The organism is Bacillus sp. L381 (assembly GCF_030284525.1).
Lineage (GTDB): Bacteria > Bacillota > Bacilli > Bacillales > Bacillaceae > Bacillus > Bacillus amyloliquefaciens.
Window position 1 is genome coordinate 1,101,174 of record NZ_CP127224.1, and the last position, 24,302, is coordinate 1,125,475.

Annotated in this window: 25 protein-coding genes, 1 pseudogene and 1 other annotated feature; of the genes and pseudogenes, 22 read left to right on the forward strand and 4 right to left on the reverse strand. The window is 45.0% G+C overall.

Features of this window, described 5'->3' with window-relative positions; translation table 11 throughout:
* Nucleotides 1-76: 76 nt before the first annotated feature.
* On the forward strand, nt 77-256 hold the full coding sequence (locus tag QRX25_RS05475) for a YjzC family protein (RefSeq protein ID WP_212100903.1): 180 nt from the start codon (nt 77-79) through the stop codon (nt 254-256).
* A 40-nt stretch (nt 257-296) separates the two neighbouring features.
* On the opposite strand, the gene QRX25_RS05480 is transcribed toward QRX25_RS05475, so the two are convergent.
* On the reverse strand, nt 297-485 hold the full coding sequence (locus QRX25_RS05480) for a YjzD family protein (RefSeq protein WP_013351810.1): 189 nt from the start codon (nt 483-485) through the stop codon (nt 297-299).
* A gap of 260 nt (nt 486-745) precedes the next feature.
* On the opposite strand from QRX25_RS05480, the gene QRX25_RS05485 reads away from it, so the two are divergent.
* The 4 genes from QRX25_RS05485 (at nt 746) to QRX25_RS05500 (ending at nt 3,381) form a co-directional block, all read left to right on the forward strand.
* Nucleotides 746-1,480, forward strand: coding sequence for a lipase family protein (locus QRX25_RS05485; protein WP_065981159.1), 735 nt, complete (start codon nt 746-748; stop codon nt 1,478-1,480).
* An 82-nt stretch (nt 1,481-1,562) separates the two neighbouring features.
* Nucleotides 1,563-2,129, forward strand: a complete 567-nt coding sequence (locus QRX25_RS05490; protein WP_212100906.1) for a hypothetical protein — start codon at nt 1,563-1,565, stop codon at nt 2,127-2,129.
* A gap of 94 nt (nt 2,130-2,223) precedes the next feature.
* Nucleotides 2,224-3,177 (forward strand): transcriptional regulator Med, encoded by a 954-nt coding sequence (med, locus tag QRX25_RS05495; protein WP_013351813.1) that lies wholly within the window; start codon nt 2,224-2,226, stop codon nt 3,175-3,177.
* Nucleotides 3,178-3,189: 12 nt separating this feature from the next.
* Nucleotides 3,190-3,381, forward strand: coding sequence for a ComZ family protein (locus QRX25_RS05500; protein ID WP_013351814.1), 192 nt, complete (start codon nt 3,190-3,192; stop codon nt 3,379-3,381).
* 29 nt (nt 3,382-3,410) lie between these two features.
* On the opposite strand, the gene QRX25_RS05505 is transcribed toward QRX25_RS05500, so the two are convergent.
* A complete protein-coding gene (locus QRX25_RS05505; RefSeq protein WP_013351815.1) occupies nt 3,411-3,629 on the reverse strand; it encodes a hypothetical protein in 219 nt (72 codons plus the stop codon).
* A 165-nt stretch (nt 3,630-3,794) separates the two neighbouring features.
* On the opposite strand from QRX25_RS05505, the gene QRX25_RS05510 reads away from it, so the two are divergent.
* From QRX25_RS05510 to QRX25_RS05550, 9 genes and pseudogenes are all read left to right on the forward strand, one after another.
* Nucleotides 3,795-4,733 (forward strand): beta-ketoacyl-ACP synthase III, encoded by a 939-nt coding sequence (locus QRX25_RS05510; RefSeq protein WP_065981161.1) that lies wholly within the window; start codon nt 3,795-3,797, stop codon nt 4,731-4,733.
* Between the two features lie 23 nt (nt 4,734-4,756).
* The gene (gene fabF / locus QRX25_RS05515; protein ID WP_065981162.1) at nt 4,757-5,995 is read left to right on the forward strand and encodes a beta-ketoacyl-ACP synthase II; all 1,239 of its coding nucleotides are present in this window, start codon (nt 4,757-4,759) and stop codon (nt 5,993-5,995) included.
* Nucleotides 5,996-6,078: 83 nt separating this feature from the next.
* A complete protein-coding gene (locus tag QRX25_RS05520) occupies nt 6,079-6,864 on the forward strand; it encodes a DUF2268 domain-containing putative Zn-dependent protease (protein ID WP_212100909.1) in 786 nt (261 codons plus the stop codon).
* Between the two features lie 173 nt (nt 6,865-7,037).
* The gene (locus QRX25_RS05525) at nt 7,038-8,024 is read left to right on the forward strand and encodes an ABC transporter ATP-binding protein (protein ID WP_212100912.1); all 987 of its coding nucleotides are present in this window, start codon (nt 7,038-7,040) and stop codon (nt 8,022-8,024) included.
* A complete protein-coding gene (locus QRX25_RS05530; protein ID WP_212100915.1) occupies nt 8,021-9,010 on the forward strand; it encodes an ABC transporter ATP-binding protein in 990 nt (329 codons plus the stop codon). The genes QRX25_RS05525 and QRX25_RS05530 overlap by 4 nt, the downstream gene beginning before the upstream one ends.
* A 77-nt stretch (nt 9,011-9,087) precedes the next feature.
* Nucleotides 9,088-10,615, forward strand: a pseudogene (locus QRX25_RS05535) (peptide-binding protein).
* A 66-nt stretch (nt 10,616-10,681) separates the two neighbouring features.
* Nucleotides 10,682-11,632 carry an ABC transporter permease gene (locus QRX25_RS05540; protein WP_013351822.1) on the forward strand — a complete coding sequence of 317 codons (951 nt, stop codon included), beginning with the start codon at nt 10,682-10,684 and terminating at the stop codon, nt 11,630-11,632.
* Between the two features lie 21 nt (nt 11,633-11,653).
* Complete coding sequence (gene opp4C, locus QRX25_RS05545; protein ID WP_013351823.1) at nt 11,654-12,568, forward strand: oligopeptide ABC transporter permease; 915 nt, start codon at nt 11,654-11,656, stop codon at nt 12,566-12,568.
* Between the two features lie 147 nt (nt 12,569-12,715).
* Nucleotides 12,716-13,468, forward strand: coding sequence for a YjbA family protein (locus QRX25_RS05550; RefSeq protein ID WP_007409116.1), 753 nt, complete (start codon nt 12,716-12,718; stop codon nt 13,466-13,468).
* A gap of 32 nt (nt 13,469-13,500) precedes the next feature.
* Here QRX25_RS05550 and trpS read toward each other — a convergent pair whose 3' ends face one another.
* The gene (gene trpS, locus QRX25_RS05555; protein ID WP_012117281.1) at nt 13,501-14,493 is read right to left on the reverse strand and encodes a tryptophan--tRNA ligase; all 993 of its coding nucleotides are present in this window, start codon (nt 14,491-14,493) and stop codon (nt 13,501-13,503) included.
* Nucleotides 14,494-14,547: 54 nt separating this feature from the next.
* Nucleotides 14,548-14,760, reverse strand: a binding site (T-box leader).
* 476 nt (nt 14,761-15,236) lie between these two features.
* Between trpS and QRX25_RS05560 the strand changes: the two genes are divergently transcribed.
* From QRX25_RS05560 to spx, 8 genes are all read left to right on the forward strand, one after another.
* Entirely contained in the window at nt 15,237-16,874 is a 1,638-nt protein-coding gene (locus tag QRX25_RS05560; RefSeq protein ID WP_289707643.1) for a peptide ABC transporter substrate-binding protein, read from the forward strand.
* 106 nt (nt 16,875-16,980) lie between these two features.
* Nucleotides 16,981-17,916, forward strand: a complete 936-nt coding sequence (locus QRX25_RS05565; protein ID WP_065981169.1) for an ABC transporter permease — start codon at nt 16,981-16,983, stop codon at nt 17,914-17,916.
* Between the two features lie 3 nt (nt 17,917-17,919).
* A complete protein-coding gene (gene oppC / locus QRX25_RS05570) occupies nt 17,920-18,837 on the forward strand; it encodes an oligopeptide ABC transporter permease OppC (protein WP_061521818.1) in 918 nt (305 codons plus the stop codon).
* Between the two features lie 12 nt (nt 18,838-18,849).
* On the forward strand, nt 18,850-19,926 hold the full coding sequence (locus QRX25_RS05575; RefSeq protein WP_013351827.1) for an ABC transporter ATP-binding protein: 1,077 nt from the start codon (nt 18,850-18,852) through the stop codon (nt 19,924-19,926).
* The gene (gene oppF, locus QRX25_RS05580) at nt 19,919-20,836 is read left to right on the forward strand and encodes an oligopeptide ABC transporter ATP-binding protein OppF (RefSeq protein ID WP_045506975.1); all 918 of its coding nucleotides are present in this window, start codon (nt 19,919-19,921) and stop codon (nt 20,834-20,836) included. The genes QRX25_RS05575 and oppF overlap by 8 nt, the downstream gene beginning before the upstream one ends.
* A 107-nt stretch (nt 20,837-20,943) precedes the next feature.
* Nucleotides 20,944-22,131, forward strand: a complete 1,188-nt coding sequence (locus QRX25_RS05585) for a putative glycoside hydrolase (protein ID WP_212100918.1) — start codon at nt 20,944-20,946, stop codon at nt 22,129-22,131.
* A 117-nt stretch (nt 22,132-22,248) separates the two neighbouring features.
* A complete protein-coding gene (locus QRX25_RS05590; RefSeq protein ID WP_013351830.1) occupies nt 22,249-22,827 on the forward strand; it encodes a GNAT family N-acetyltransferase in 579 nt (192 codons plus the stop codon).
* 177 nt (nt 22,828-23,004) lie between these two features.
* Nucleotides 23,005-23,400, forward strand: coding sequence for a transcriptional regulator Spx (gene spx, locus QRX25_RS05595; protein ID WP_003327578.1), 396 nt, complete (start codon nt 23,005-23,007; stop codon nt 23,398-23,400).
* Between the two features lie 57 nt (nt 23,401-23,457).
* On the opposite strand, the gene QRX25_RS05600 is transcribed toward spx, so the two are convergent.
* Nucleotides 23,458-24,114 carry a TerC family protein gene (locus tag QRX25_RS05600; RefSeq protein WP_065981171.1) on the reverse strand — a complete coding sequence of 219 codons (657 nt, stop codon included), beginning with the start codon at nt 24,112-24,114 and terminating at the stop codon, nt 23,458-23,460.
* Between the last annotated feature and the right edge of the window lie 188 nt (nt 24,115-24,302).

The following is a 24,302-nucleotide window of genomic DNA, read 5'->3' on the forward strand; positions in this document are numbered from 1 at the left end:
AATCTCATTCAGCGGTTTTTTAATATTTTCCGCACACAAGCGCATACTACATGAAAAAGAAAAAGGAGGAAATGACATGGGACAGCAGCATCAATTCCGCCCGGGACAAAAAGCGCCGAATAACGGTGTATACGTTGAAATCGGCGAAACGGGAAGCATGGTCAAAAATCCGCAAAAAATCAAGCTCTCAACGGGAGAAATGTTTCCCGAGACTTCAAATCACAACAGACTGTGGACGTATCAGCGAAAACCGTGAACACAAAAAAACCTGCTGAAAAGCAGGTTTTTTAGTTCTTTTATGAATGCTGGCTTGCATCCTGTTTGACAGGCATGATCTCCGCAAGAACAAAGACAAGCACCGCAATAACCACGGCAATAACGGATGATTGCTTGAAATTGTATGCCGCGCTGTTCATGGAGGCGATTAAATAACAGGCCATATGTGATAAAAGGAACGTCCAAATAAAACTGATAATAAACCGCACGTTTCCACCTCGTCCTTCATTTTATTCTACGTTGTATCATACCATACATAAAGCGCGGGCGGAAGGTCATTTTCGCATCAAAAAGCGCGCCCGGAGCTGACTTTCTCCCGCAAGTTCGGCTGTCTGACGGAAAATAAGGTTCCCGCACTTGGTATAATAGCCAAAACATAGAAGCAAATAGGGGTTTAACTGATCCGTTTTCATTCGTCTTACATATGATAGTCAATAGAGAGACTAGGAGTAAAAGGAGGCGGAAAGGCATGGGGATAACGGAAAGATTTTTCCAACTCGGATCTGAGCTGAACGTCATCCATCTGCCGTATCGGCCGAACGGCTTCTGTATCTTTATTCTTGGAGACAGAACTCACTTTGTCAGCGGGGATTCAAGCTTTTGGCTCGAACATGAAGGGAGAAACCAGCTGTTAAATACGCTGCGTGACAGAGGTTATACGATCTTCAACAGCAATTTATACGGAAGGCACTGGGGATCGGAAAAAGCCGCCGCCTACGCCAGGCAGCTGATTCATTATGTGCTGAAACAAGAAACCCTCAATCCGAAGATACACTTGCTCGCAGAAGGCATGGGCGCCCTCATCGCCGATCAATTGCTGCGATCATCGCCCGAGCATATCCGTTCAGCTGCAATGTTAGATCCTTGTCTTGATCTTCAAGCCCATTTCGAATCAGAGAAAGAAAATAAGTTTTTTTATAAGCAGTTTCTGAGAGAAACGGCTCAAAGCTTCGGTGTTTCTGAAAAAGAGGCAAGCTCACTGAACTATCAGACCATCACCGGATGCAGCACCCGCGCGCCGGTACATATATGGCAAAGAACGACCGGAGCGCCGTACCCGTATACCCTGCATGCGAACGCATATAAAGAAGCCCGGGAAAAGACCGGAAGTAAGACCGCTATCACGTATCACCTGCTTGAGAATCCCGCGCGGATGTACAGAGCCATCTGCCGGTTTTTCCGCAGTCATGAAAAAGACCTGTAGTGAATAGAATACAACAGCCATCTCTTTTCAGAGGGCTGTTTGGCTTGTGCGTGAATGAAAAACCGGAAAGGCGGCAGATGTGATGAAGACAGCGCTGATCATTGGAGCAGATGAATTTCTAGGCCTTTCATTATGCGAACGGATGATGGATGAGGGTGTGCATGTTGATGTCATTTTGGATGAACCGGAGGACAAAACGAGGCAGCTGTATTTAGAAGAACGTTTAATGTGGCTCGGGAGAAACGGGCTTTTTCAAATAATAGATGAAATCGGCGAAAAGGAATACGATCGCATCTGTGTTCAATATGGGAGCGGGTGTCTGCCTGAAGACAGGGAGGAGCCTTTATATTGGATTGTTTACAGTGAGGATCACGAAGGCTGGGAAAAAAACGGTCAGCGGGACACGGCTAAAGCGATTATCCTTCCGCCTCTTTACGGACCGTGGACGGAAGCGAAAGAAGATGGCGAAAACAGGGTCTTTTTAGAAGACGCGGTCTGCGGTCTGATGAATAAGCTTGAAACTGACGGCACAGAGGACGAAAATCAGATTATTACCCTGGAAATAAAAGAAAAAACACAAAAAACGGAAGCGAAAGAGAAAATTCAAGAGTGGAAAAGACAATTTTCATCAATATTCGACAATTTTTAAGAAATACCTTCCATGTTATGTGCATTACCGCTACAATAAACGTATGTCAATTAAATTATACATGTTATGAGTTTAAAAAGGGGTTGAACACGGCTTGATCACCAGGCTTGTCATGATCTTTTCTGTCCTCCTTTTATTGAGCGGATGCGCACAAACTCCGTTTAAAGGAAAAATTGAGAAGGTCGGAATGCTTTTTCCCGATACCATCAGTGACCTGGTATGGGGCACAAAAGGTTACAAAGGTTTATTAGCGATACAATCTGAATTTAACGTTGACGTTTATTATAAAGAAAATATCAGATCTGATGAAGATATTTTAAAAGCGATAGATGATTTGCACAAAAAAGGAGTCAATCTTTTATACGGGCACGGAAATGAATACGAGGAAATCTTCAATATGATCAGTAAGGACTATCCCGACATGGAGTTCGTCGTCGCAAACGGAACGGCGAAAAACGATAATGTCACAAGCGTTCATCTCATGGGAGAAGCGATGGGCTTTTTCGGGGGAATGACGGCTGCCCATATGTCAAAAACCAATGAGGTCGGCGTCATCGCCTCGTTCTTATGGCAGCCTGAAGTAGACGGCTTTATCAAAGGGGCGAAATATGAAAATCCCGATATCACCGTCAATACTGAATTTACGGACCACTGGGATAACGGCAATGAAGCGCTCCATCTTTACGAGAAGTTAAAAGCGGAAGGCACGGATGTTGTGTATCCGGCCGGAGACGGGTATAATGTTCCTGTCATTCAGCAAATCAAAAAAGACGGGCTTTACGCCATCGGCTATGTCGCCGAGCAATCGTATCTCGGCAAAAACACGGTGCTGACAAGCACCGTGCAAAATGTAGACAAAGCCTATACATTAATCGCCGAGCAATATAATAAAGGTACGCTCAAGAGCGGAGATCACAACTTCGATTTCAGGGAAGGAGTCGTTGAAATGGGGACGTTCAGCCCTCTGGTGGACAAAGCCTTTCAAGACAAAATCTCAGACCTTGTAAAAACGTATAACCAAACAAATGAACTGCCGTCAAATGAATAGAGGTGGATACACATGCAGCATGAAAAGTCTCTTGAATTTATGCAGATCGCGATGAAATACCTGCCGGAAGCAAAGGCGGAGCTTGAGAAATCAGGCATTGATCTGTCTATGGAAATGATTCAGCCGTTCATGAACCTGTTTACATCGGTCATGGCGGAAGCGTATGAGCTTGGCAGATCTGATGCCGGGGAGCTGAATAAATAAAGAGAGCCACTTTTTCATGAAGTGGCTTTTCACATGATTTTTTTCTTTATGGCGGACACCATCGGCCCGAGGTCTTTAAATACAGGCTTTAATTGGTCCAGGGAGTTCATGATGGAGCCCAGCTGATTCATCACGTGGTTGTAATCGATCTGCTCTTCGTTTTCAGCCTGAGGCTGCTCCGGATTTTCTTCCGGTTCTTTATCCCGCTCCTCGGAATTGCCGAACATCATCTTAGAGAAAATATCCATAGTAAAGCCTCCTTTCGTCTTCCTTTTATTCTATGAGGATCAAGAGCCGATAGTTTAGACGAATATATTGCCAACAGAAAAAAAATAGGGTAGAATTAGTACCTGATACTAATAATTGATCATAACTAATTAGTTATAAATTCATTATAAAAAGGAGTCTTTCCTATGAAAGCTGGAATTCTTGGTGTCGGCCGTTACATTCCGGAAAAAGTGCTGACAAATCATGATCTTGAACAAATGGTAGATACATCGGACGAGTGGATTCGTACGAGAACAGGTATAGAAGAAAGAAGAATCGCCGCTGAAGATATGTATTCATCCGGCATGGCTGCCGAGGCTGCGCAAAAAGCGCTTGATCAGGCGGGCATTTCCGCTGAGGATCTTGATATGATCCTCGTGGCCACGGTCACTCCCGATCAGTCTTTCCCTACCGTTTCCTGTATGATACAAGAAAAGCTCGGGGCTAAAAAAGCGTGCGCGATGGATATCAGCGCCGCATGTGCGGGATTTATGTACGGTATCGTAACCGCCAAACAATTCATTGAATCACAAACATACAAGCATGTTCTCGTCGTCGGAGTTGAAAAGCTTTCAAGCATTACAGACTGGGAAGACCGCAATACGGCTGTTCTGTTCGGGGACGGAGCCGGAGCGGCGGTCATCGGACCGGTCAGCGACGACAGAGGCATACTGTCATTTGAGCTCGGAGCAGACGGTACAGGCGGTCAGCACTTGTACTTAGATGAAAAAAGGCATACAATCATGCATGGAAGAGAAGTATTCAAATTCGCCGTCCGGCAAATGGGTGAATCGAGCGTAAATGTAATTGAAAAAGCCGGCCTCTCCAAAGAGGACGTAGACTTTTTGATTCCCCATCAGGCAAACATCCGCATCATGGAAGCGGCACGGGAACGTTTGGAGCTTCCGGTTGAAAAGATGTCTAAAACAGTTCATAAATATGGAAACACATCCGCAGCATCCATTCCGATTTCATTAGTAGAGGAACTGGAAGCAGGTAAAATTAAAGACGGCGATGTCATCGTCATGGTCGGTTTCGGCGGAGGATTGACATGGGGCGCCATAGCAATGCGCTGGGGACGATAGAAAAAAGGTGAGGTGCACACAAGATGAGTAAAAAAAGAGTAGTCGTTACAGGACTTGGAGCCCTGTCTCCGCTTGGCAATGATGCCGAAACAAGCTGGAAAAATGCAATCGGCGGCGTATCCGGAATCGGACCGATCACACGTGTGGAATCGGACGAGTATCCGGCGAAAGTAGCTGCTGAACTGAAAGATTTCAATGTTGAAAATTACATGGATAAAAAAGAAGCGAGAAAAATGGACCGCTTCACGCAATATGCTGTCGTAGCTGCGAAAATGGCCGTTGAAGATGCCGGTCTGAACATTACAGAAGAGATCGCGCCGAGAGTCGGCGTTTGGGTCGGGTCCGGAATCGGCGGCCTTGAAACGCTTGAATCCCAATTCGAAATCTTCCTGACAAAAGGTCCGAGAAGGGTCAGCCCGTTCTTTGTTCCGATGATGATTCCGGATATGGCGACAGGCCAAATCTCAATCGCTCTCGGAGCAAAAGGAGTCAACTCCTGTACGGTGACGGCATGCGCGACGGGAACGAACTCTATCGGTGACGCGTTTAAAGTCATTCAGCGCGGCGATGCCGATGCGATGATTTCGGGCGGAACGGAAGCGCCGCTGACAAGAATGTCATTTGCGGGCTTCAGCGCAAACAAAGCCCTTTCTACAAATCCTGATCCGAAAACGGCAAGCCGCCCGTTTGATAAAAACCGTGACGGCTTTGTCATGGGAGAAGGCGCGGGGATCGTCGTGCTTGAAGAGCTTGAGCATGCGCTTGCCCGCGGTGCGAAAATCTACGGAGAAATTGTCGGCTACGGTTCAACCGGTGATGCTTACCACATTACCGCGCCTGCCCAAGACGGGGAAGGCGGTGCGAGAGCGATGCAGGAAGCAATCAAAGACGCGGGCATCAAGCCTGAAGAAATTGATTACATCAACGCTCACGGCACAAGCACGTACTACAATGACAAATACGAGACAAAAGCCATTAAGACTGTTTTCGGTGATCATGCGTACAAGCTTGCCGTCAGTTCGACAAAATCAATGACGGGTCATTTGTTAGGCGCAGCCGGAGGAATTGAAGCAATCTTCTCCGTCATGGCGATTAAAGACGGGATCATCCCGCCGACCATTAACATCGAAACACCTGATGAAGAGTGTGATTTAGATTATGTACCGGACAAAGCGCGCGAGCAGGATGTAAACATCGTACTCAGCAACTCGCTCGGATTCGGCGGACATAATGCCACTTTGATCTTTAAAAAATATCAATAATACAGTTTTTGACCGGCTGCCTGAAAAAGGTGGCCGGTTTTTTTATGCGTGCATATGATAACAACAAGAGGAGGCGAACCGGTATGAGCGTCAAGCTGACATATCAATGGATGGAAAAGGCGGCATCCATCAATGATTTGGCCCCGCACCTTTTGCCGCTTTTTTCAGGGGCCGAAAAGAAAGAATGGAAATCGATACTTGCGATGCTTCAAAACCACGGCATGTTCCGCCATCTGAAGGACGGTGTCGTGACCAGTAAACAGCTGAAAGAAAGGGGATGCTACAGCCATATCCAAAAGGAGGAAGCTTATTTAAAGGAGAAGTGGAGCGGGCCGGACGTGCCGATCGTTGTTTTGCCTGTTGATGAACGGAACCGGAAAATACGTATGGAATTCGGGTCAAAATCGGGTCTTGCCTTCCGGGACAAAATGTTTCTCTTTTTATCGTCGGATATCTCCAATTCAGCTGTCTCCGCCCTTATGACGCATGAATATAATCACGTCTGCCGGTTAGAGCATGTGACAATGGACGAAAAAGATGAGACATTACTTGATACAATCATGATGGAGGGGCTGGCAGAATATGCTGTATATGAGCGCTTCGGCTCAAGTCTTACGGCGGAATGGACGTCCTACTATACGCCTGAGCAGCTTGATTTTCTGTTTGAAAAAAGAGTCAAGCCGAACCTCAGATTAACGAGAGACAACAGAATGTTTACCCAGCTGTTATACGGAAAAGGATACTTCCCCTCGATGCTTGGGTATGCGGTCGGATTCAATATAGTAAAAAAATATTTAACCGACCATCAAAAAACAGTAAAAGAAGCATTGGCCACACCTTCAAAAACCTTTCTGGAAGCAACGCTTTAAAAGATTAAAAGAATGGAAATTATTTAAGGATATTACATTTATCCTAAATAATTCTTGCTTTTGTAATAATGATGTAATAATATATAAATATAAAATTTTTCGACTATTCTATATTTTGTGATAGCGAAACGTATGTTTCCCTCTGCTGCAGCGGAATGAGAAAGGGGCGTATCATGAGCACACTATTAGAAGTGAATAATTTAAAGACCTATTTTTTCAGAAAGAAACAGCCGATTCCCGCAGTTGACGGGGTTGATTTTCACATTAACAAAGGCGAAACCGTCGCACTTGTAGGAGAATCCGGCTCGGGCAAAAGCATCACCTCGCTTTCTATTATGGGACTTGTCCAAGGATCGGGCGGAAAAATTATGGATGGCTCGATTAAGCTTGAAGGCAGGGACCTGGCCTCCTTCACCGAAAACGAATATTGCAAAATCCGCGGAAATGACGTCTCTATGATCTTTCAGGAACCCATGACTTCCCTGAACCCGGTGCTGACCATTGGGGAACAAATTACCGAAGTTCTTGAATACCATAAAAAAATGAGTAAAAAAGAAGCGGTCAAAAAGGCCGTTGAGCTTCTTGAGCTCGTCGGATTCTCCAGAGCGGAACAAGTGATGAAAGAATATCCGCACCGTCTGTCCGGAGGGATGAGACAGAGGGTGATGATCGCCATTGCGCTCAGCTGCAATCCGAAACTTCTGATCGCCGATGAACCGACAACGGCGCTTGATGTGACGATACAAGCCCAAGTATTGGAGCTGATGAAAGACCTCTGCAATAAATTCGATACTTCCATTCTGCTTATCACTCACGATTTAGGTGTCGTTTCCGAAGCCGCAGACAGGGTGATTGTAATGTACTGCGGACAAGTCGTAGAGAGCGCGAGTGTGGAAGACTTATTTTTAAACCCTCTCCATCCGTACACGGAAGGGCTGTTAAACTCCATACCGGTGATAGACGGAGAGATTGATACATTAAAAGCGATCAAAGGCAGTGTCCCGACACCGGATAATCTTCCGGCAGGCTGCCGATTCGCCCCGAGGTGTTCAAAAGCGATGGACAAATGCAAAACGGGGCAGCCGGAGCTGGTGACACATGAAAGCGGCCGTTCTGTAAGATGTTTTTTATATGAGGAAGAGGGTGCCCAATCAAAATGACAGCTGTGAACCAAGAAACGATTTTAGAGCTGAAAGACGTAAAAAAATATTTCCCGATCCGCTCCGGTTTTTTTCAAAGGAAAGTCGGAGACATAAAGGCTGTTGACGGCGTTTCATTTTCACTAAAGCGCGGGGAGACGCTAGGCATCGTCGGTGAATCAGGATGCGGCAAGTCAACGGCGGGAAGAACGATGATCCGTTTATACAAGCCGACAGACGGCCGGATTCTTTTTAAAGGTCAGGATATCTCCGGCTTATCTGAAGAAAAGCTGAGAAAAAGCGTCCGGAAAAACATCCAGATGGTCTTCCAAGATCCCTTCGCATCGCTTAATCCGAGAAAAACGCTCCGTTCCATTATTAAAGAACCGTTACAGACTCACCATATGTACAGCATGCGCGAGCGGAACGAGAAAGTGGAGGAGCTGCTGGCGAAAGTCGGTCTTCATCCGAGCTTTGCAAACCGCTATCCGCACGAATTTTCCGGAGGACAGCGTCAGCGGATCGGGATCGCGCGGGCTTTGACATTGAATCCCGAGCTGATTATCGCGGATGAACCCGTTTCCGCGCTCGATGTCTCCATTCAGGCTCAGGTCATCAATCTGATGGAAGAGCTGCAGGAAGAATTCAATCTGACCTATTTGTTTATTTCCCATGATTTGAGTGTTGTCCGTCATATCAGTGACAGAGTCGGCGTCATGTATCTGGGGAAAATGATGGAGCTGACCGATAAACACGAGCTGTACGACAATCCGCTTCACCCTTATACGCAAGCGCTTTTGTCTTCAGTGCCTGTGACGAGAAAAAAAGACGCCGTCAAGCGGGAACGAATCATCCTGAAAGGAGAACTGCCGAGCCCGGCAAACCCGCCGAAAGGATGCGTGTTCCACACGCGATGCCCGATGGCCAAACCGATCTGCAAGGAACAAGTCCCGGTATTTGAGGAAGCCGCTCCCGGCCATTACGTCGCCTGCCATTTATACGCCTGAAAAGGCAAGCATCGAGAGGGGGTATGCCGGATTACATAACCTGTTTGCTGCATATATATCACAAAGGGGGAATTGATATGAAATTACGTAAAACCGCAAAAAGGCGGAGATTTGGTTGTCGGGTCAACTGGGGAACCAACACTTTTTAATCCTCTTTACTCCACCGATGTTGCAAGTTCCGATATTGAAGGAATGATTTACAGCACATTATTAGAAACCGATGAAAAATTGAACGTCAAGCCGTCGCTGGCTGAAAAAGTAACAGAAGCTGACGGGGGATTAACGTATAACGTAAAACTTAAAAAAGGCGTTAAATTCCATGATGGAAAAGAGCTCACAGCCGATGATGTAGTTTTCACCTACAGTATTCCTCTTAACAAAGATTACAACGGTGAGCGGGGCTCAGGTTTTGAGTCACTTAAATCCGTAACGAAAAAAGGAAAATATGAAATTCAGTTTAAAATGAAGAAAAAAGACGCCTATTTCTATAATGTCGTTCTCGACAGTTACGGCATTTTGCCTAAACATATTTTGGGTAAGGTTCCGGTTGCCGACCTGGGAGAGAATGAATTTAACCGTAAAAATCCAATCGGCTCCGGTCCGTTTAAGTTTGCTGAGTGGAAAAAGGGCGAGTATGTCAAACTGAAAGCAAACGATGATTACTTTGGAGGCAGACCTTATCTCGATACAGTGACAGTGAAAACAATTCCTGATTCTAACGCTGCCGTGGCCCAGTTAAAAGCGGGAGATATTGATTTCTTCGTTGTGCCTGGCACTGATTTTGATTCGGTTAAAACGTTTGGAAATGTGAAGGTCAAATCTGACCTTGGCTTAAACTACAGCTATATCGGCTGGAATGAGAAAAAAGAGCTCTTTAAGGATAAAAAAGTGCGCCAGGCATTGACCTACGCTCTTGACAGGCAGGCAATGGTGGATCAAGTGCTGAATGGAGACGGCAAGGTAGCGAATGTTCCTGAGAGTCCGCTGTCATGGAATTATCCGAAGTCTAAAGTGCCGACATTTGATTATAATCCGAAAAAAGCAAAACAGCTGTTAAAAGAAGCCGGATGGGAAGATCATGACGGTGACGGCTACCTTGACAAAGATGGAAAAAAATTCTCTTTTGAAATTAAAACGAATCAAGGCAATAAAATTCGCGAAGATTTAGCTGTTGTCGTTCAGCAGCAATTAAAAGAAGTGGGAATTGAGGCGAAGCCGCGGATTGTTGAATTCAGTGCGTTAATTGAACAGACCAGTGCCCCTAATTGGGATTATGACGCTCTTCTTCTCGGATGGAGTCTTGCAACGTTCCCGGATCAGTTCTCCATCTTCCATTCAAGCCAATCTAAAAACGGGCTGAATAATATCTGGTATAAAAATCCGAAAGTCGATAAGCTTCTTGAAGAGGCGAAGTCAATTACCGACAGAAAAGAATACCAAAAGAAATATGAAGAGATTTACAAATTGATTGCGGAAGATCAGCCGTACAGCTTCTTATTCTATTACAATTATCACAGAGCGATGCCGAATAATTTACAAGGCTATGTATTCCACCCTAAAAATGACTTGTACAATATTGAAAAATGGTGGCTGGACCAAAAATAGCAGAAGCCCTTGAGAGGGAAGGAAGTTCCTTTCCTCTCTTATCCTATTTAAAAAGGGGACAAGAACATGGTTACATATATTTTACGGCGAACATTAATGTCCTTGCCGATTCTCTTAGGCATTACGATTTTATCATTTGCCATCATGAAAGCAGCGCCCGGAGATCCGATGTCACTTATGATGGACCCTACAATCAGTCAAGCGGACAGGGCGAAATTCATTGAAAAATACGGGTTGAACGATCCGGAACCCGTTCAATATGTGAAATGGCTGGGGAATATGCTCCAAGGGGATTTCGGGACTTCTATCGTAAAGAAAGGCACCCCTGTTTCTGAACTTATCTTATCCCGCTTACCGAATACGATTGTGCTTATGCTTTTTTCAACCCTTGTCGCTCTTCTTATTTCTATTCCATTTGGTGTTCTGTCAGCGAAACGGCCTTATTCAAAATTGGATTATGGGATAACTGTTACTTCATTTTTAGGGCTTGCCATTCCGAATTTTTGGTTCGGTTTGATTTTAATCATGGTCTTATCTGTAAATCTGGGATGGTTTCCCACTGGCGGAGTAGGCACTTTAAATGCTGACTTCAACATATTTGACCGTTTGCATCACTTGATTCTGCCTGCTTTTGTGCTCGCCACGGCAGACATGGCTGGAATAACGAGATATACAAGATCTAGTATGCTTGATGTGTTAAAGCAGGATTATATACGCACGGCGCGTGCGAAAGGATTTAGGGATAATAAAGTGATTTTTAAACACGGTTTGAGAAACGGACTTCTTCCGGTTATCACTATTTTTGGTCTGATGATACCGTCATTTATCGGGGGAGCGGTAGTGGTAGAACAGATTTTTACTTGGCCGGGTCTCGGCAAATTGTTTATTGATTCAGCCTTTTCACGAGATTATCCGGTTATCATGGCCATGACGGTCATTTCAGCTGTTTTGGTTGTGGTGGGGAATTTAATTGCAGACATCTTATATGCGTTGGTTGATCCCCGCATTGAATATTAACAAAGAGAGGTGAGAGGTCAAATGTTACAGCCAAATACCGGCACACCCCCCAGTGAAATAAAATTAAAGGAAAATATTCAATCCAAACCGGAAACAATGACTAAGATTTTTTTCGAAAAGTTCTTTCAAAATAAACTTGCTGTAATCGGAGCCGTTATATTAACCATTATCATCTTGTCTGCTTTATTCGCTTCGGTAATCGCTCCTTACTCTCCAGAGAGTCAATCTCTTATCAACCGTTTGAAACCGCCGAGTTTAAAACATCTAATGGGAACTGATAAATTCGGAAGAGACATCTTTACGAGGGTTCTGTACGGGGCGCGGGTTTCCTTGCTTGTCGGATTCGCTTCTGTGATCGGTGCGATTACAATCGGGACAGTTGTCGGAGCCGTTGCCGGATATTTTAAGGGGATTGTCGATGCCATTCTTATGAGAACTGTTGATATCGTACTATCTATACCTGATATATTTTTGCTTATTACACTTGTTACGATTTTTCAGCCCGGAATGGATAAATTAATTTTAATTTTCTCCCTTACAGGCTGGACAACAACAGCGCGCCTTGTCCGAGGGGAGTTTTTATCGCTTCGTTCCAGAGAGTTTGTACTGGCCGCAAAGACGATCGGTACAAAAAATCATCATATCATTTTTTCTCATATATTGCCGAATGCGCTGGGACCGATAATTGTCTCTGCCACATTAAAAGTGGGAACGGTTATTTTGGCAGAGTCTACATTAAGTTATCTCGGTTTCGGGATCCAGCCTCCGATCGCAAGCTGGGGCAATATGCTTCAGGATGCACAAAACTTTACGCTTATGATTCAAGCTTGGTGGTACCCGTTATTCCCGGGATTGCTGATCCTTCTTACCGTATTGTGTTTCAACTTTGTCGGAGACGGGCTGCGTGATGCGCTTGATCCGAAAAATGTGAAATGATCTCCCGGATGAAACGGGAGATTTTTTTGTTGCGTTGCAGGCAGAAATCCAGTCCCGTATTGCGGAAATCTCATATCGAAATGGAATAATTTATCTTTCCCTTGCCTATACTGTGGACAACAGTTTTTATAAAGTGAGGGGTCGAATATGTTATTTCTTCATGATGTGTGGGTCAATTGGTTTGAAGGGGAAGAGAATGGCTACAATGTCTGCCATTTTCACGAATGGCGGAAGGAAGACACGGTTGAGCTTTTGGATCAGACGCCGCTGCTCAGAGTGCCGTCGGTATTATTTCATTACATAGAAAACGACTTATCAGAGCTTCCGAAAGAGCTGCTTGATCAAGTGCATCAAAAGTCATACGTGCGAAAAAATCATGAGCGGACGAAGCTTGAGTACTGTTTTGTCGTGACAGACGGGATCGGCATCATTGCCGTGGATACGATCGGATATACCATCCCGGTCAGAAAGAGCCGCCTGATTCCGAGACAGGAGCAGCTTGTTTATGAAATGGTAAAGGATGTAGAGCCGGAATCATTTCAATTTGAGCCGGCGCAACTGGAGTCTTCAAAGGAATATCACATTTTATCACTGGCGCCGGAGCATGTCAGAGGGCTGACGAGAAAAGAACGGCAGATCAAGCAGCTGATGTTTATGGCGCTTGACCAGCTGAAAGGGCTGAAAAACCGCGCGGAAATTGTGTATTGGTATACGGAATGGAATCCGCATATGTACGAGCAGATCAAACGGATGAGCTTTGAAGAGATTTGGGACATGCTTTACAATGAAACAATTGAAGGCTGGTCAGACAAGCATCTCGCGTTCTGTGAGAATTTGATTAAAGGGCAGCCGTTTTTCGAAAAGCTTTGGGAAATGGAACAGGAATCAAAAGTGAACTGAAAAAAGAGGCGGGGTTATCCCGCCTCTTTTCTTTATCTTCTTTTCCGTCCGAGACCCATGGCGTTTTCCATTTTTTTTACCATTTTGCCGGCCGTTTTGTTAGCGCGCGCCGCTCCTTCGTCGAGAATGCGGTCAAGCTCATCGCTCTCAATTAATTCACGGTAGCGCTCTTGGATCGGTGTCAATGCGCCGATAACGACTTCGGCTAAATCGCTTTTGAATTCACCGTACCCTTTTCCTTCATATTTGGCCTCTAATTCTTCAATTGATGTGTTTCCTAAAATAGAATAGATCGTCAAAAGATTAGAGACGCCAGGTTTGTTTTCTTTATCATACTTTACAATGCCTTCAGAATCAGTGACAGCGCTCTTGATTTTCTTTTCGAGCTGTTTCGGCTCATCAAGCAGCGTGATGTATGCTTTCTGGTTCGGATCTGATTTGCTCATTTTTTTGAGCGGATCAGCCAGTGACATGATGCGCGCGCCTGATTCAGGGATTTTCACCTCAGGAATCGTGAAGATGTCATTGTATTTTTTATTGAAGCGTTCCGCCAGGTTGCGGGTCAATTCAAGATGCTGTTTTTGGTCTTCTCCGACGGGAACAAGATCCGTTCCGTACAGTAAAATATCACCGGCCATCAGCGGCGGGTATGTTAACAGTCCTGATACGACGGCTTCTTTGCCCTTTGACTTATCTTTAAATTGCGTCATCCGCTCAAGCTCGCCGATATATGCGACGCATTGGAGCATCCACCCCGCCTGGGCATGAGCGGGAACCTCTGACTGGATAAAGAGGGTCGCTTTCTCGGGATCAAGTCCGACGGCCACGTATAGAGCCGCGAGATTGCGGATGTTCTTCCGCAGTTCAAGCCGATCCTGCGGAACCGTGATCGCATGCTGATCGACGATACAGAAGTATCCGTTGTAGTCATGCTGCAAATCGACAAATTGCTTCATCGCGCCGATGTAGTTGCCGAGGGTAACGGAACCGCTCGGCTGAATGCCTGAAAAAATCGTTTTCTTCATAGAACTTACCTCATTTCTTAAAACATAATAAAAAAAGCCCATTCTTCCCGTGAAAAAAGGGACGAATGAACCGTGGTGCCACCCTGATTACTCCATTTAAAATGGAATCGCTCGAGACGTTGGTAACGGAGGCTGCTCCGGCTGGGCCTACTTACGTTCGGTCAGCTGCTCAGAAGTCCATTCCGCATGGCCCGTTACCTGCTCCCAGCACCGCAGGCTCTCTTCAAACGGGTTAACATGTGTACTACTCTTCATCATAGCAATCACAATAAAATGTATTTGATTGATCTATTATAAATCAATTATAGCCAAATGTCATCAGGAGAATACAAGCGTATTTCCAAATTGCTTACGGCCTGGAAATACCCGAAAAGAACTGAAAATGCCTAAATGATAACGCATATCAACATTTCGTATAACGAATATTATATGTAAAAAGCAATATGAACTGGAAATTACAATAAAAAAATTTAGTTAGGTTACGCTTTAAACAATAGAAGTGTATCACCTTATTGACAGAAAAACTGACCAAATTTAAATATTTTAAATTGAGAAAATAGTATTGCAATAAATTATTCATTTCATTATAATGAACTTGTTCACTCTATTGTTACAGCTTCTTTACATAAAATAATCAGAAAAGACGGAACACAATTAAAGTTTAGAAAAATATTAAGTTATTTTGTCTGATATTTCTGAGTATTTAGTAGTAAAGGCTGAAAAATTGATTAGGGGGTTAGTGCATGAAAAAGCGTTGGTCTATTGTAGGTTTAATGCTTATCTTCTCGCTCGTGTTAAGTGCATGCGGCGGATTCAGCGGCGGAACAGGCGGCGGTGGAAAGAAAGACACCAAAGGGCAGACATCACTGCATCTCAATATTAAAACAGAACCGTTCTCTTTGCACCCCGGTTTAGCTAACGATACCGTTTCCGGCGGCGTCATCCGGCAGATCTTTGAAGGATTGACACGCGTCAACTCTAAAGGTGAGCCTGAAGAAGGAAGGGCATCTAAGATCGAAACAAGCAAAGACGGAAAGACCTATACATTTACGATTCGTGACGGTGCAAAATGGTCAAACGGCGATCCCGTTACTGCGCAGGATTTTGAATATGCCTGGAAATGGGTGCTTGACCCGAACAATGAGTCACAATACGCTTATCAGCTCTACTATATCAAAGGCGCTGAAGCTGCCAACAAAGGAAAAGGCAAGATTGACGATGTAGGCGTGAAAGCCGTTAATGACCAAACATTAAAGGTTGAACTGAACAACCCGACACCTTACTTCCTGCAATTAACTTCATTCTATACGTATATGCCGGTCAACAAGAAAATTGCGGAAAAACATAAAAACTGGAACACAAACGCGGGCGACAATTATGTGTCAAACGGCCCGTTCAAAATGACGGCTTGGAAACATAGCGGTTCTATCGATCTTGTGAAGAACGACGAATATTGGGATAAAGACTCTGTAAAACTGAAGAAAATCAACATGGTGATGATTAACAATACCAATACGGAACTTAAAAAATTCCAAGCAGGGGAACTTGACTGGGCGGGAATGCCGCTTGGACAGCTTCCGACAGAATCCCTGCCGACTTTGAAGAAAGACGGATCGCTGCATGTAGAGCCTATTGCCGGCGTGTATTGGTACAAATTTAATACAGAAGCCAAACCGCTCAATAACGTTAACATCCGGAAAGCTCTTACTTATGCCCTCGACCGCGCATCGATCGTGAAAAACGTGACGCAGGGCGAACAAGTACCGGCAATGGCAGCCGTGCCGCCGTCAATGAAGGGCTTTAAAGATAATACCAAAGGATATTTCAAAGATAATGATGTCAAAACAGCAAAAGAATATCTTGATAAAGGATTGAAGGAGTTAGGCGTAAAGAAAGCATCAGACCTTCCGGTAATCAAGCTGTCTTATAATACGGACGAAGCACACGCTAAAATTGCGCAGGCCGTGCAGGAAATGTGGAAAAAGAACTTAGGCGTTAACGTTGAGCTTGATAACTCAGAATGGAATGTGTTTATTGACAAGCTGCACAGCCAGGATTATCAAATCGGACGTATGGGCTGGCTTGGTGATTTCAATGATCCGATCAACTTCCTGGAGTTGTTCCGCGATAAAGAAGGCGGAAACAACGATACCGGCTGGGAAGATCCTGAGTTTAAAAAGCTTTTGGACCAGTCTCAGCTTGAAACTAACCCGGACAAACGTATCGAAGAGCTGAAAAAAGCAGAAAAAATCTTTATTGATGCAATGCCGGTCGCGCCAATTTATTTCTATACAGATACTTGGGTGCAGGATAAAAACCTCAAAAATGTCATCATGACCGGAACAGGTGAAGTTTACTTCAGAAACGCTTCTTTTGAATAAAAGACGGTTCTGAAATCAAAAAACCCAAGGTATATGGGGAGGATGTCCCCATATACCTTTCTTACTGATAAAGTATAAAATTGTAAAAAACATGGAGGTGTTCACCTTGCTGAAATATATCGGTAAACGATTCATTTACATGATCATCACGCTGTTTGTGATTGTGACCGCCACATTCTTCTTAATGCAGGCAGCGCCGGGCGGACCATTTTCCGGCGAAAGAAAGCTGCCGCCTGAAATTGAGGCAAACTTAAACGAACACTATGGTCTGGACAAGCCTCTTTTCGTTCAATATGCCAGCTACTTAAAATCAGTGGCGATGTGGGACTTCGGACCTTCTTTTAAATATAAAGGCCAAAGTGTTAATGAATTAATCAACTCAGGCTTCCCCGTCTCATTCACTCTCGGTGCAGAAGCTATTCTCCTCGCTTTAGCGTTTGGTGTGCTTTTCGGGGTGCTGGCTGCCCTGTACCATAATAAATGGCAGGATTATACCATTGCGATCTTAACGATTTTTGGGATCTCAGTTCCGAGCTTTATATTGGCGACGATTTTGCAATATATTTTCTCAATTAAATTAGAACTGTTCCCGGTCGCGGGGTGGGAATCCTGGGCATACAGCTTTCTGCCCTCCATTGCGCTCGCTTCCATGCCGATGGCGTTCATTGCCAGACTCTCCCGTTCAAGCATGATTGAAGTGTTAAACAGCGATTACATACGGACTGCCAAAGCAAAAGGACTTTCCCGTCCGTCAGTCACCGTGCGCCATGCGCTTCGAAACGCGCTTTTGCCCGTCGTGACATATATGGGGCCGATGGCGGCATCCATTTTAACAGGAAGTTTCATCATTGAATCTATTTTCGGAATTCCCGGTTTAGGGGCGCATTTTGTAAACAGTATTACAAACCGTGATTATACCGTCATTATGGGAGTTACCGTGTTCTTCAGCGTAATCCTTCTTTTTTGCGTGTTAATTGTAGACGTGCTGTACGGCTTAATCGATCCGAGAATCAAGCTTTCTAAAGCAAAGAAAGGAGCCTAGACCATGCAGAACATTCCTAAAAATATGTTTGAACCAGCTTCAGCTAATGCCGGCGATGCCGAAAAAATAAGTAAAAAAAGCCTTTCCCTCTGGAAAGACGCCATGCTCCGCTTCCGCAGCAATAAGCTTGCGATGGTCGGGTTTGTACTGATCGTTCTTATTATTCTTATGGCGATTTTTGCACCTGTCTTTTCAAGATATGATTATGCGACTACCAATCTACTAAATGCCGATAAAGCACCGTCGAAAGATCATTGGTTCGGCACAGATGACCTTGGAAGGGACATATTCGTCCGGACATGGGTAGGCGCGCGGATTTCCATCTTTATCGGTGTCGCCGCTGCCGTGCTTGATTTATTAATCGGCGTAATCTGGGGCAGCATTTCCGGATTCCGCGGCGGACGCACAGATGAAGTAATGATGCGCATTGCTGACATTCTGTGGGCTGTTCCTTCATTATTAATGGTTATTTTGCTGATGGTTGTCCTGCCGAAAGGATTGCTCACCATTATCGTCGCGATGACGATCACAGGCTGGATCAATATGGCGAGGATCGTCCGCGGACAGGTGCTGCAATTAAAGAATCAGGAGTATGTGCTTGCTTCACAGACACTCGGCGCCAAAACCGGCCGGCTTTTGTTTAAGCATATCGTTCCGAACGCGATGGGATCTATCCTCGTAACGATGACACTGACGGTTCCGACGGCGATTTTTACAGAAGCGTTTTTAAGTTATTTGGGGCTCGGCGTACCTGCGCCGCTTGCGAGCTGGGGAACGATGGCCTCAGACGGATTGCCTGCATTAACCTATTACCCTTGGCGTCTGTTTTTCCCTGCCGGCTTTATCTGCCTGGCGATGTTCGGCTTTAACGTTGTCGGCGACGGGTTAAGAGACGCGCTGGATCCTAAGTTACGCAAATAAGGAGTGATATGAGTGACACGCTTGCTAGAAGTAAAAGACTTAGCCATTTCATTTAAAACATACGGCGGAGAGGTACAGGCAATCCGCGGCGTGAATTTCCATTTGAATAAAGGAGAGACGCTGGCGATCGTAGGAGAGTCAGGTTCCGGAAAGAGTGTGACCTCCCAAGCAATTATGAAGCTGATCCCGATGCCGCCGGGCTATTTTAAAAGAGGACAGATTCTTTTTGACGGGCGCGATATCGTACCGATGTCCGAAAAAGAAATGCAGGCCATCAGAGGAAAGGAAATCGGAATGATTTTCCAAGACCCGATGACCTCTCTGAACCCGACGATGAAAGTCGGCAAACAAATTACGGAAGTGCTTTTCAAACATGAAAAAATCTCAAAAGAAGCGGCTAAAAAACGCGCCGTAGAACTGCTTGATCTCGTCGGAATTCCGATGCCTGAAAAACGGATCGGCCAATTCCCGCACGAGTTTTCAGGCGGTATGAGACAGCGTGTCGTCATCGCGATGGCGCTCGCGGCAAATCCGAAACTGTTAATTGCCGATGAACCGACAACAGCTCTTGATGTGACGATTCAGGCTCAGATCCTTGAGCTGATGAAAGATCTCCAAAAGAAAATTGATACATCCATCATTTTTATTACGCACGATCTCGGCGTTGTCGCCAATGTCGCTGACCGGGTCGCCGTCATGTATGCGGGTCAGGTGGTCGAATCGGGAACGGTGGATGAAATCTTTTATGATCCGCGCCATCCGTATACATGGGGGCTGCTCGCCTCAATGCCGAGCCTGGACAGCACTGACCAGGAAAAACTGACTGCTATTCCAGGTACGCCGCCTGATTTGACGAATCCTCCGAAAGGGGACGCATTTGCGCTTCGCAGCTCGTATGCGATGAAAATTGATTTTGAACAGGAACCGCCGATGTATAAAGTGTCTGATACGCATTTTGTGAAATCATGGCTTCTGCATCCTGACGCGCCTAAGGTCGAGCCGCCGGAAGCGGTGAAGGCTAAAATCCGTCAGCTGCCGAATACGTATCAGCAGCCTGTTTTAATGAAGGAAGGTGAAAAAAATGACTGAGAAACTGCTCGAAATCAAACATTTAAAACAGCATTTTTTTACGCCGAAAGGAACAGTAAAAGCAGTAGATGATTTGTCATTTGATATTTATAAAGGCGAAACGCTCGGCCTTGTCGGGGAATCGGGCTGCGGTAAATCAACGACGGGCCGCAGTATTATCCGGCTGTATGAGGCAACCGGCGGTGAAGTTCTCTTTAACGGGGAAAATGTCCACGGAAAAAAATCCCGCAAGAAACTGCTGGAGTTTAACCGGAAAATGCAGATGATTTTCCAGGATCCGTACGCTTCTTTAAATCCGAGAATGACAGTCGCCGACATTATTGCCGAGGGAATAGATATTCACCGTCTGGCAAAAACGAAAAAAGAGCGGATGCAGCGGGTTCACGAACTGCTGGAAACGGTCGGTTTAAATAAAGAACACGCCAACCGCTACCCGCATGAATTTTCGGGCGGACAGCGCCAGCGTATCGGAATCGCCAGAGCTTTGGCGGTTGATCCGGAGTTTATCATTGCGGACGAACCGATTTCGGCGCTTGACGTTTCGATTCAGGCGCAGGTCGTCAATTTAATGAAAGAATTGCAGAAAGAAAAAGGGCTCACTTATCTGTTTATCGCCCATGATTTATCAATGGTCAAATACATCAGCGACCGCATCGGCGTTATGTATTTCGGAAAACTGGTGGAGCTTGCGCCGGCGGATGAGCTTTACGAAAACCCGCTTCACCCTTACACGAAATCATTGCTGTCCGCCATCCCGCTCCCTGATCCGGACTATGAAAGAAATCGCACACGAAAGAAGTACGACCCGTCAATTCATCAGCTCCAAGACGGAGAAAAGATGGAGTTTCGTGAAGTCAAACCGGGACACTTCGTCATGTGCACCGAAGCTGAATTTAAAACCTATCAATAAAAGTATCATCCTTCAAGACTCAGTCTTGGAGGATTTTTTTCGCGCACATCCAAGTTTATTATGCCTGCTCCCGTTTTCCTATAATGGAAAAAAAGGGGGAGATCAGTATGAGAACTATTTTATGCGTCATTGCGGCGGGACTGTTTTTCAGTGCAGCCGCTTATCCGGCACAAGCCGTTGTGAAAGAGGAACAGCCGCTTGTGAATGTGGCGCTGACTGAAAAAGAACTGCCAAAAGCAAATGCCAGGTTCGCATATCCGTCAGGTCTGCATTTTACACATCCTGATAAGGTTCGGGGCATTTACGTTACAGGGCATTCAGCGGGAGGCAGCAAATTTCAGGAGCTGACAGACTTTGTGGACAAAACGGAGCTCAATACAATGGTGATCGATGTGAAGGACGACCACGGAAATCTTACCTTTAAGCCGGATGGTCATTCAGAGTATGCTAAAATCGCCAAGCCGTACATCAAAGACCCAAAAAAGATGATGAAAAAACTGGAGGAAAAAAAGATCTACCCGATTGCGCGTATTGTCGTATTTAAAGACAGCGAACTCGCGAACGAAAAGCCGGAATGGTCCTTTAAAGAAAAAAACGGAAGTGTCTGGAAAAACGGCCGCGGAGAATCGTTCGTCAATCCGTTTATGAAAGAAGTATGGGATTACAATGTAAAGATTGCAAAACAAGCCGTGAAGATGGGTTTTCAAGAAATTCAGTTTGACTATGTCCGTTTTCCTGAAGGCTTTGAAAAACGTGATGACGAACTGACATACGGACACGGCGATTACGGAAAAACAGCGGACAGCAATGTGCAGAAACGCGTGCACGCCGTCACCGATTTTGTCGGTTATGCGAAAAGAAAACTCAAACCGTACGGTGCGGATGTGTCGGCTGATATTTTCGGCTATTCTGCGACGCTGCCGGAAGCACCGGGGATCGGCCAGAATTTCAGCAAGATTTCCGAACGGGTGGATGTCATTTCATCCATGATTTACCCGAGCCATTGGACAAGCTATTTCGGAATTGATAAACCGGACCTTGAGCCTTACAAAGTCGTCAAAGAATACGCGAAGGTGGAAAATAAAAAACTGTCCAAACTGAAACATCCGCCGGTGTCACGTCCGTGGCTTCAGGATTTCACGGCTTCTTATCTCGGCAGCGGTAATTACCAAGAGTACGGGAAAAGCCAGGTGGAAGACCAGATAAAAGCGCTGCATGATGAAGGGATTGACGAATTTTTATTGTGGGACGCGGCAAACCGTTATACAAAAAACGTGGATTATACACCATTTTAAAAAAATTGAAACCATGTCAAAGGATCACACGTCTTAATAGATGTAAGATTGTTTAAACAATCGGAAATGGGGTATATCTAAGAGTGTGAAGACAACGAACCCATAAGGAGCAAATGAATGAACTGGTACGAGAAGCTGAGTGAATATTTTCCGATTGAAGAAATGAAATCAAAAGCGCATATGGAAGCTCTGTTGAAGGAGCAAAGCGATGTTTATCATAAAGAAGAGGGACAGTACCACGTGCTGATGTATGCGGAATTTGACTCTTTTATCTTTATTGATTACCTGTTTGTGTCAAAGAAATCCAGAGGTCAAGGTCTCGGAAGCAAGCTGATCGGCAGGCTGAAAAAGAAAAACAAGCCGATTCTTCTTGAGGTGGAACCTGTGGACGAGGATGACACGGATACACAGAAGCGTTTGCGTTTTTATCAAAGAGAGCATTTCAAGCACGCGCAGTCAATCGGGTATCGGCGCCGGTCATTGGCTACGAATGAAGTGAACAAAATGGAGATTCTGTACTGGTCACCTAAGACAGAGTCAGAAGAAGAAATGTTTGAAGCGATGAAACAGACATATGAAACCATTCACACTTATAAAGATGAAAAATGGTACGGAGAATCATACGAAAAAACGGATGAAGTTCTCAAAGTCATTGATGAGAACAAACGAAAAAACATTTTCGATCAGCTGAGCTAATTGAGAATGAAAAAAATCCGCAAAACGTAAATTTGCCGGATTGACACATTTTTTTCTCAGGAGACTGTTCACACTTACTTTTTTATAGTATAATACCTATAAAGATTCCTTTTTTAAAGTCATTTCAATTTGAGAATACAAACATGTTCATCCTACTAATTAGAGGAGTGAAGATTAATGGTTACATTATACACATCACCTAGCTGTACGTCATGCAGAAAAGCAAGAGCTTGGCTTGAAGAGCACGAGATTCCGTTTGAAGAAAGAAACATCTTCTCCGAGCCGTTATCAATTGATGAGATCAAGCAGATTCTGCGTATGACTGAAGACGGTACGGATGAAATTATTTCTACCCGTTCTAAAGTATTCCAGAAACTGAACGTAAATGTTGAATCAATGCCTCTTCAAGACTTGTACACTTTGATCAATGAGCATCCGGGACTGCTCCGCCGTCCGATCATCATTGATGAAAAACGTCTGCAAGTCGGCTATAACGAAGACGAAATCAGACGATTCCTGCCAAGAAAAGTGCGTTCTTTCCAATTAAGAGAAGCACAGCGTCTTGCCAACTGATATAAGCTTACGATAAGCATGGAAAAAGCCCAAAACCATCGCGGTTTGGGCTTTTTGTTATTTTTCAGTCTGTTGATAAATCATACTGGCGAGGATGACAAAAACGACGGTCAAAATCGGCAGCATCATTTGGATCGCGCCGTGTTCTGCCATGAAAAATGACAGCTTGCTGTCTCCGGCAATCATTTCACCGCCGGTAAACGCGAGAAGGCCGCTCCCGGCATACATCAATAAAGGGATTTTGTCCATGGCGGCATGAACGAGCTTGCTGCCCCAAATGATGATCGGCACCGAGATGAAGAGCCCGATCACAACGAGTGTAAGCTCACCGTGAGAAGCGCCGGCTACAGCAATGACATTGTCAAGCGACATAAAGATATCAGCCAGAACGATTGTGCGGATGGCTTTCCAAAGGGAAGAACTGCTTTTTACATGCTGCGCATCTTTCTTCTCAATCAGAAGCTGATAGCCGAGATACAATAAAAACACTCCGCCTGCGCATTGTAAAAAAGGAACATTCAATAAATAGACCGCGGCGCTCGTCAGAACGATTCTTAAGACGACTGCGATAAACGTTCCGAAGATGATCGCTTGCTGTCTTTGCTTATGCGCCAGATTCCGGCTGGCCATCGCGATGACGACGGCATTGTCACCGCCGAGAATGAGGTCAATTCCGATAATGAGCAGAAGGGACAGCAGGTAATCGTGCGGCATAATAACACCTCGCTTATAGATCGGTTGCTTGTACAGCTAATATATGAAGCGGTGCGCTATTTATGATGAGAACCGGGAGAAAGCCTGTTTTTCGGTGTGAAAATGCTTTTTTATTTCTTTTATAACTGTTTTATCATAAAATAGAAATATAAAGAATTTGCGCTGTCTTCTATAAGGTTAAGATGTGG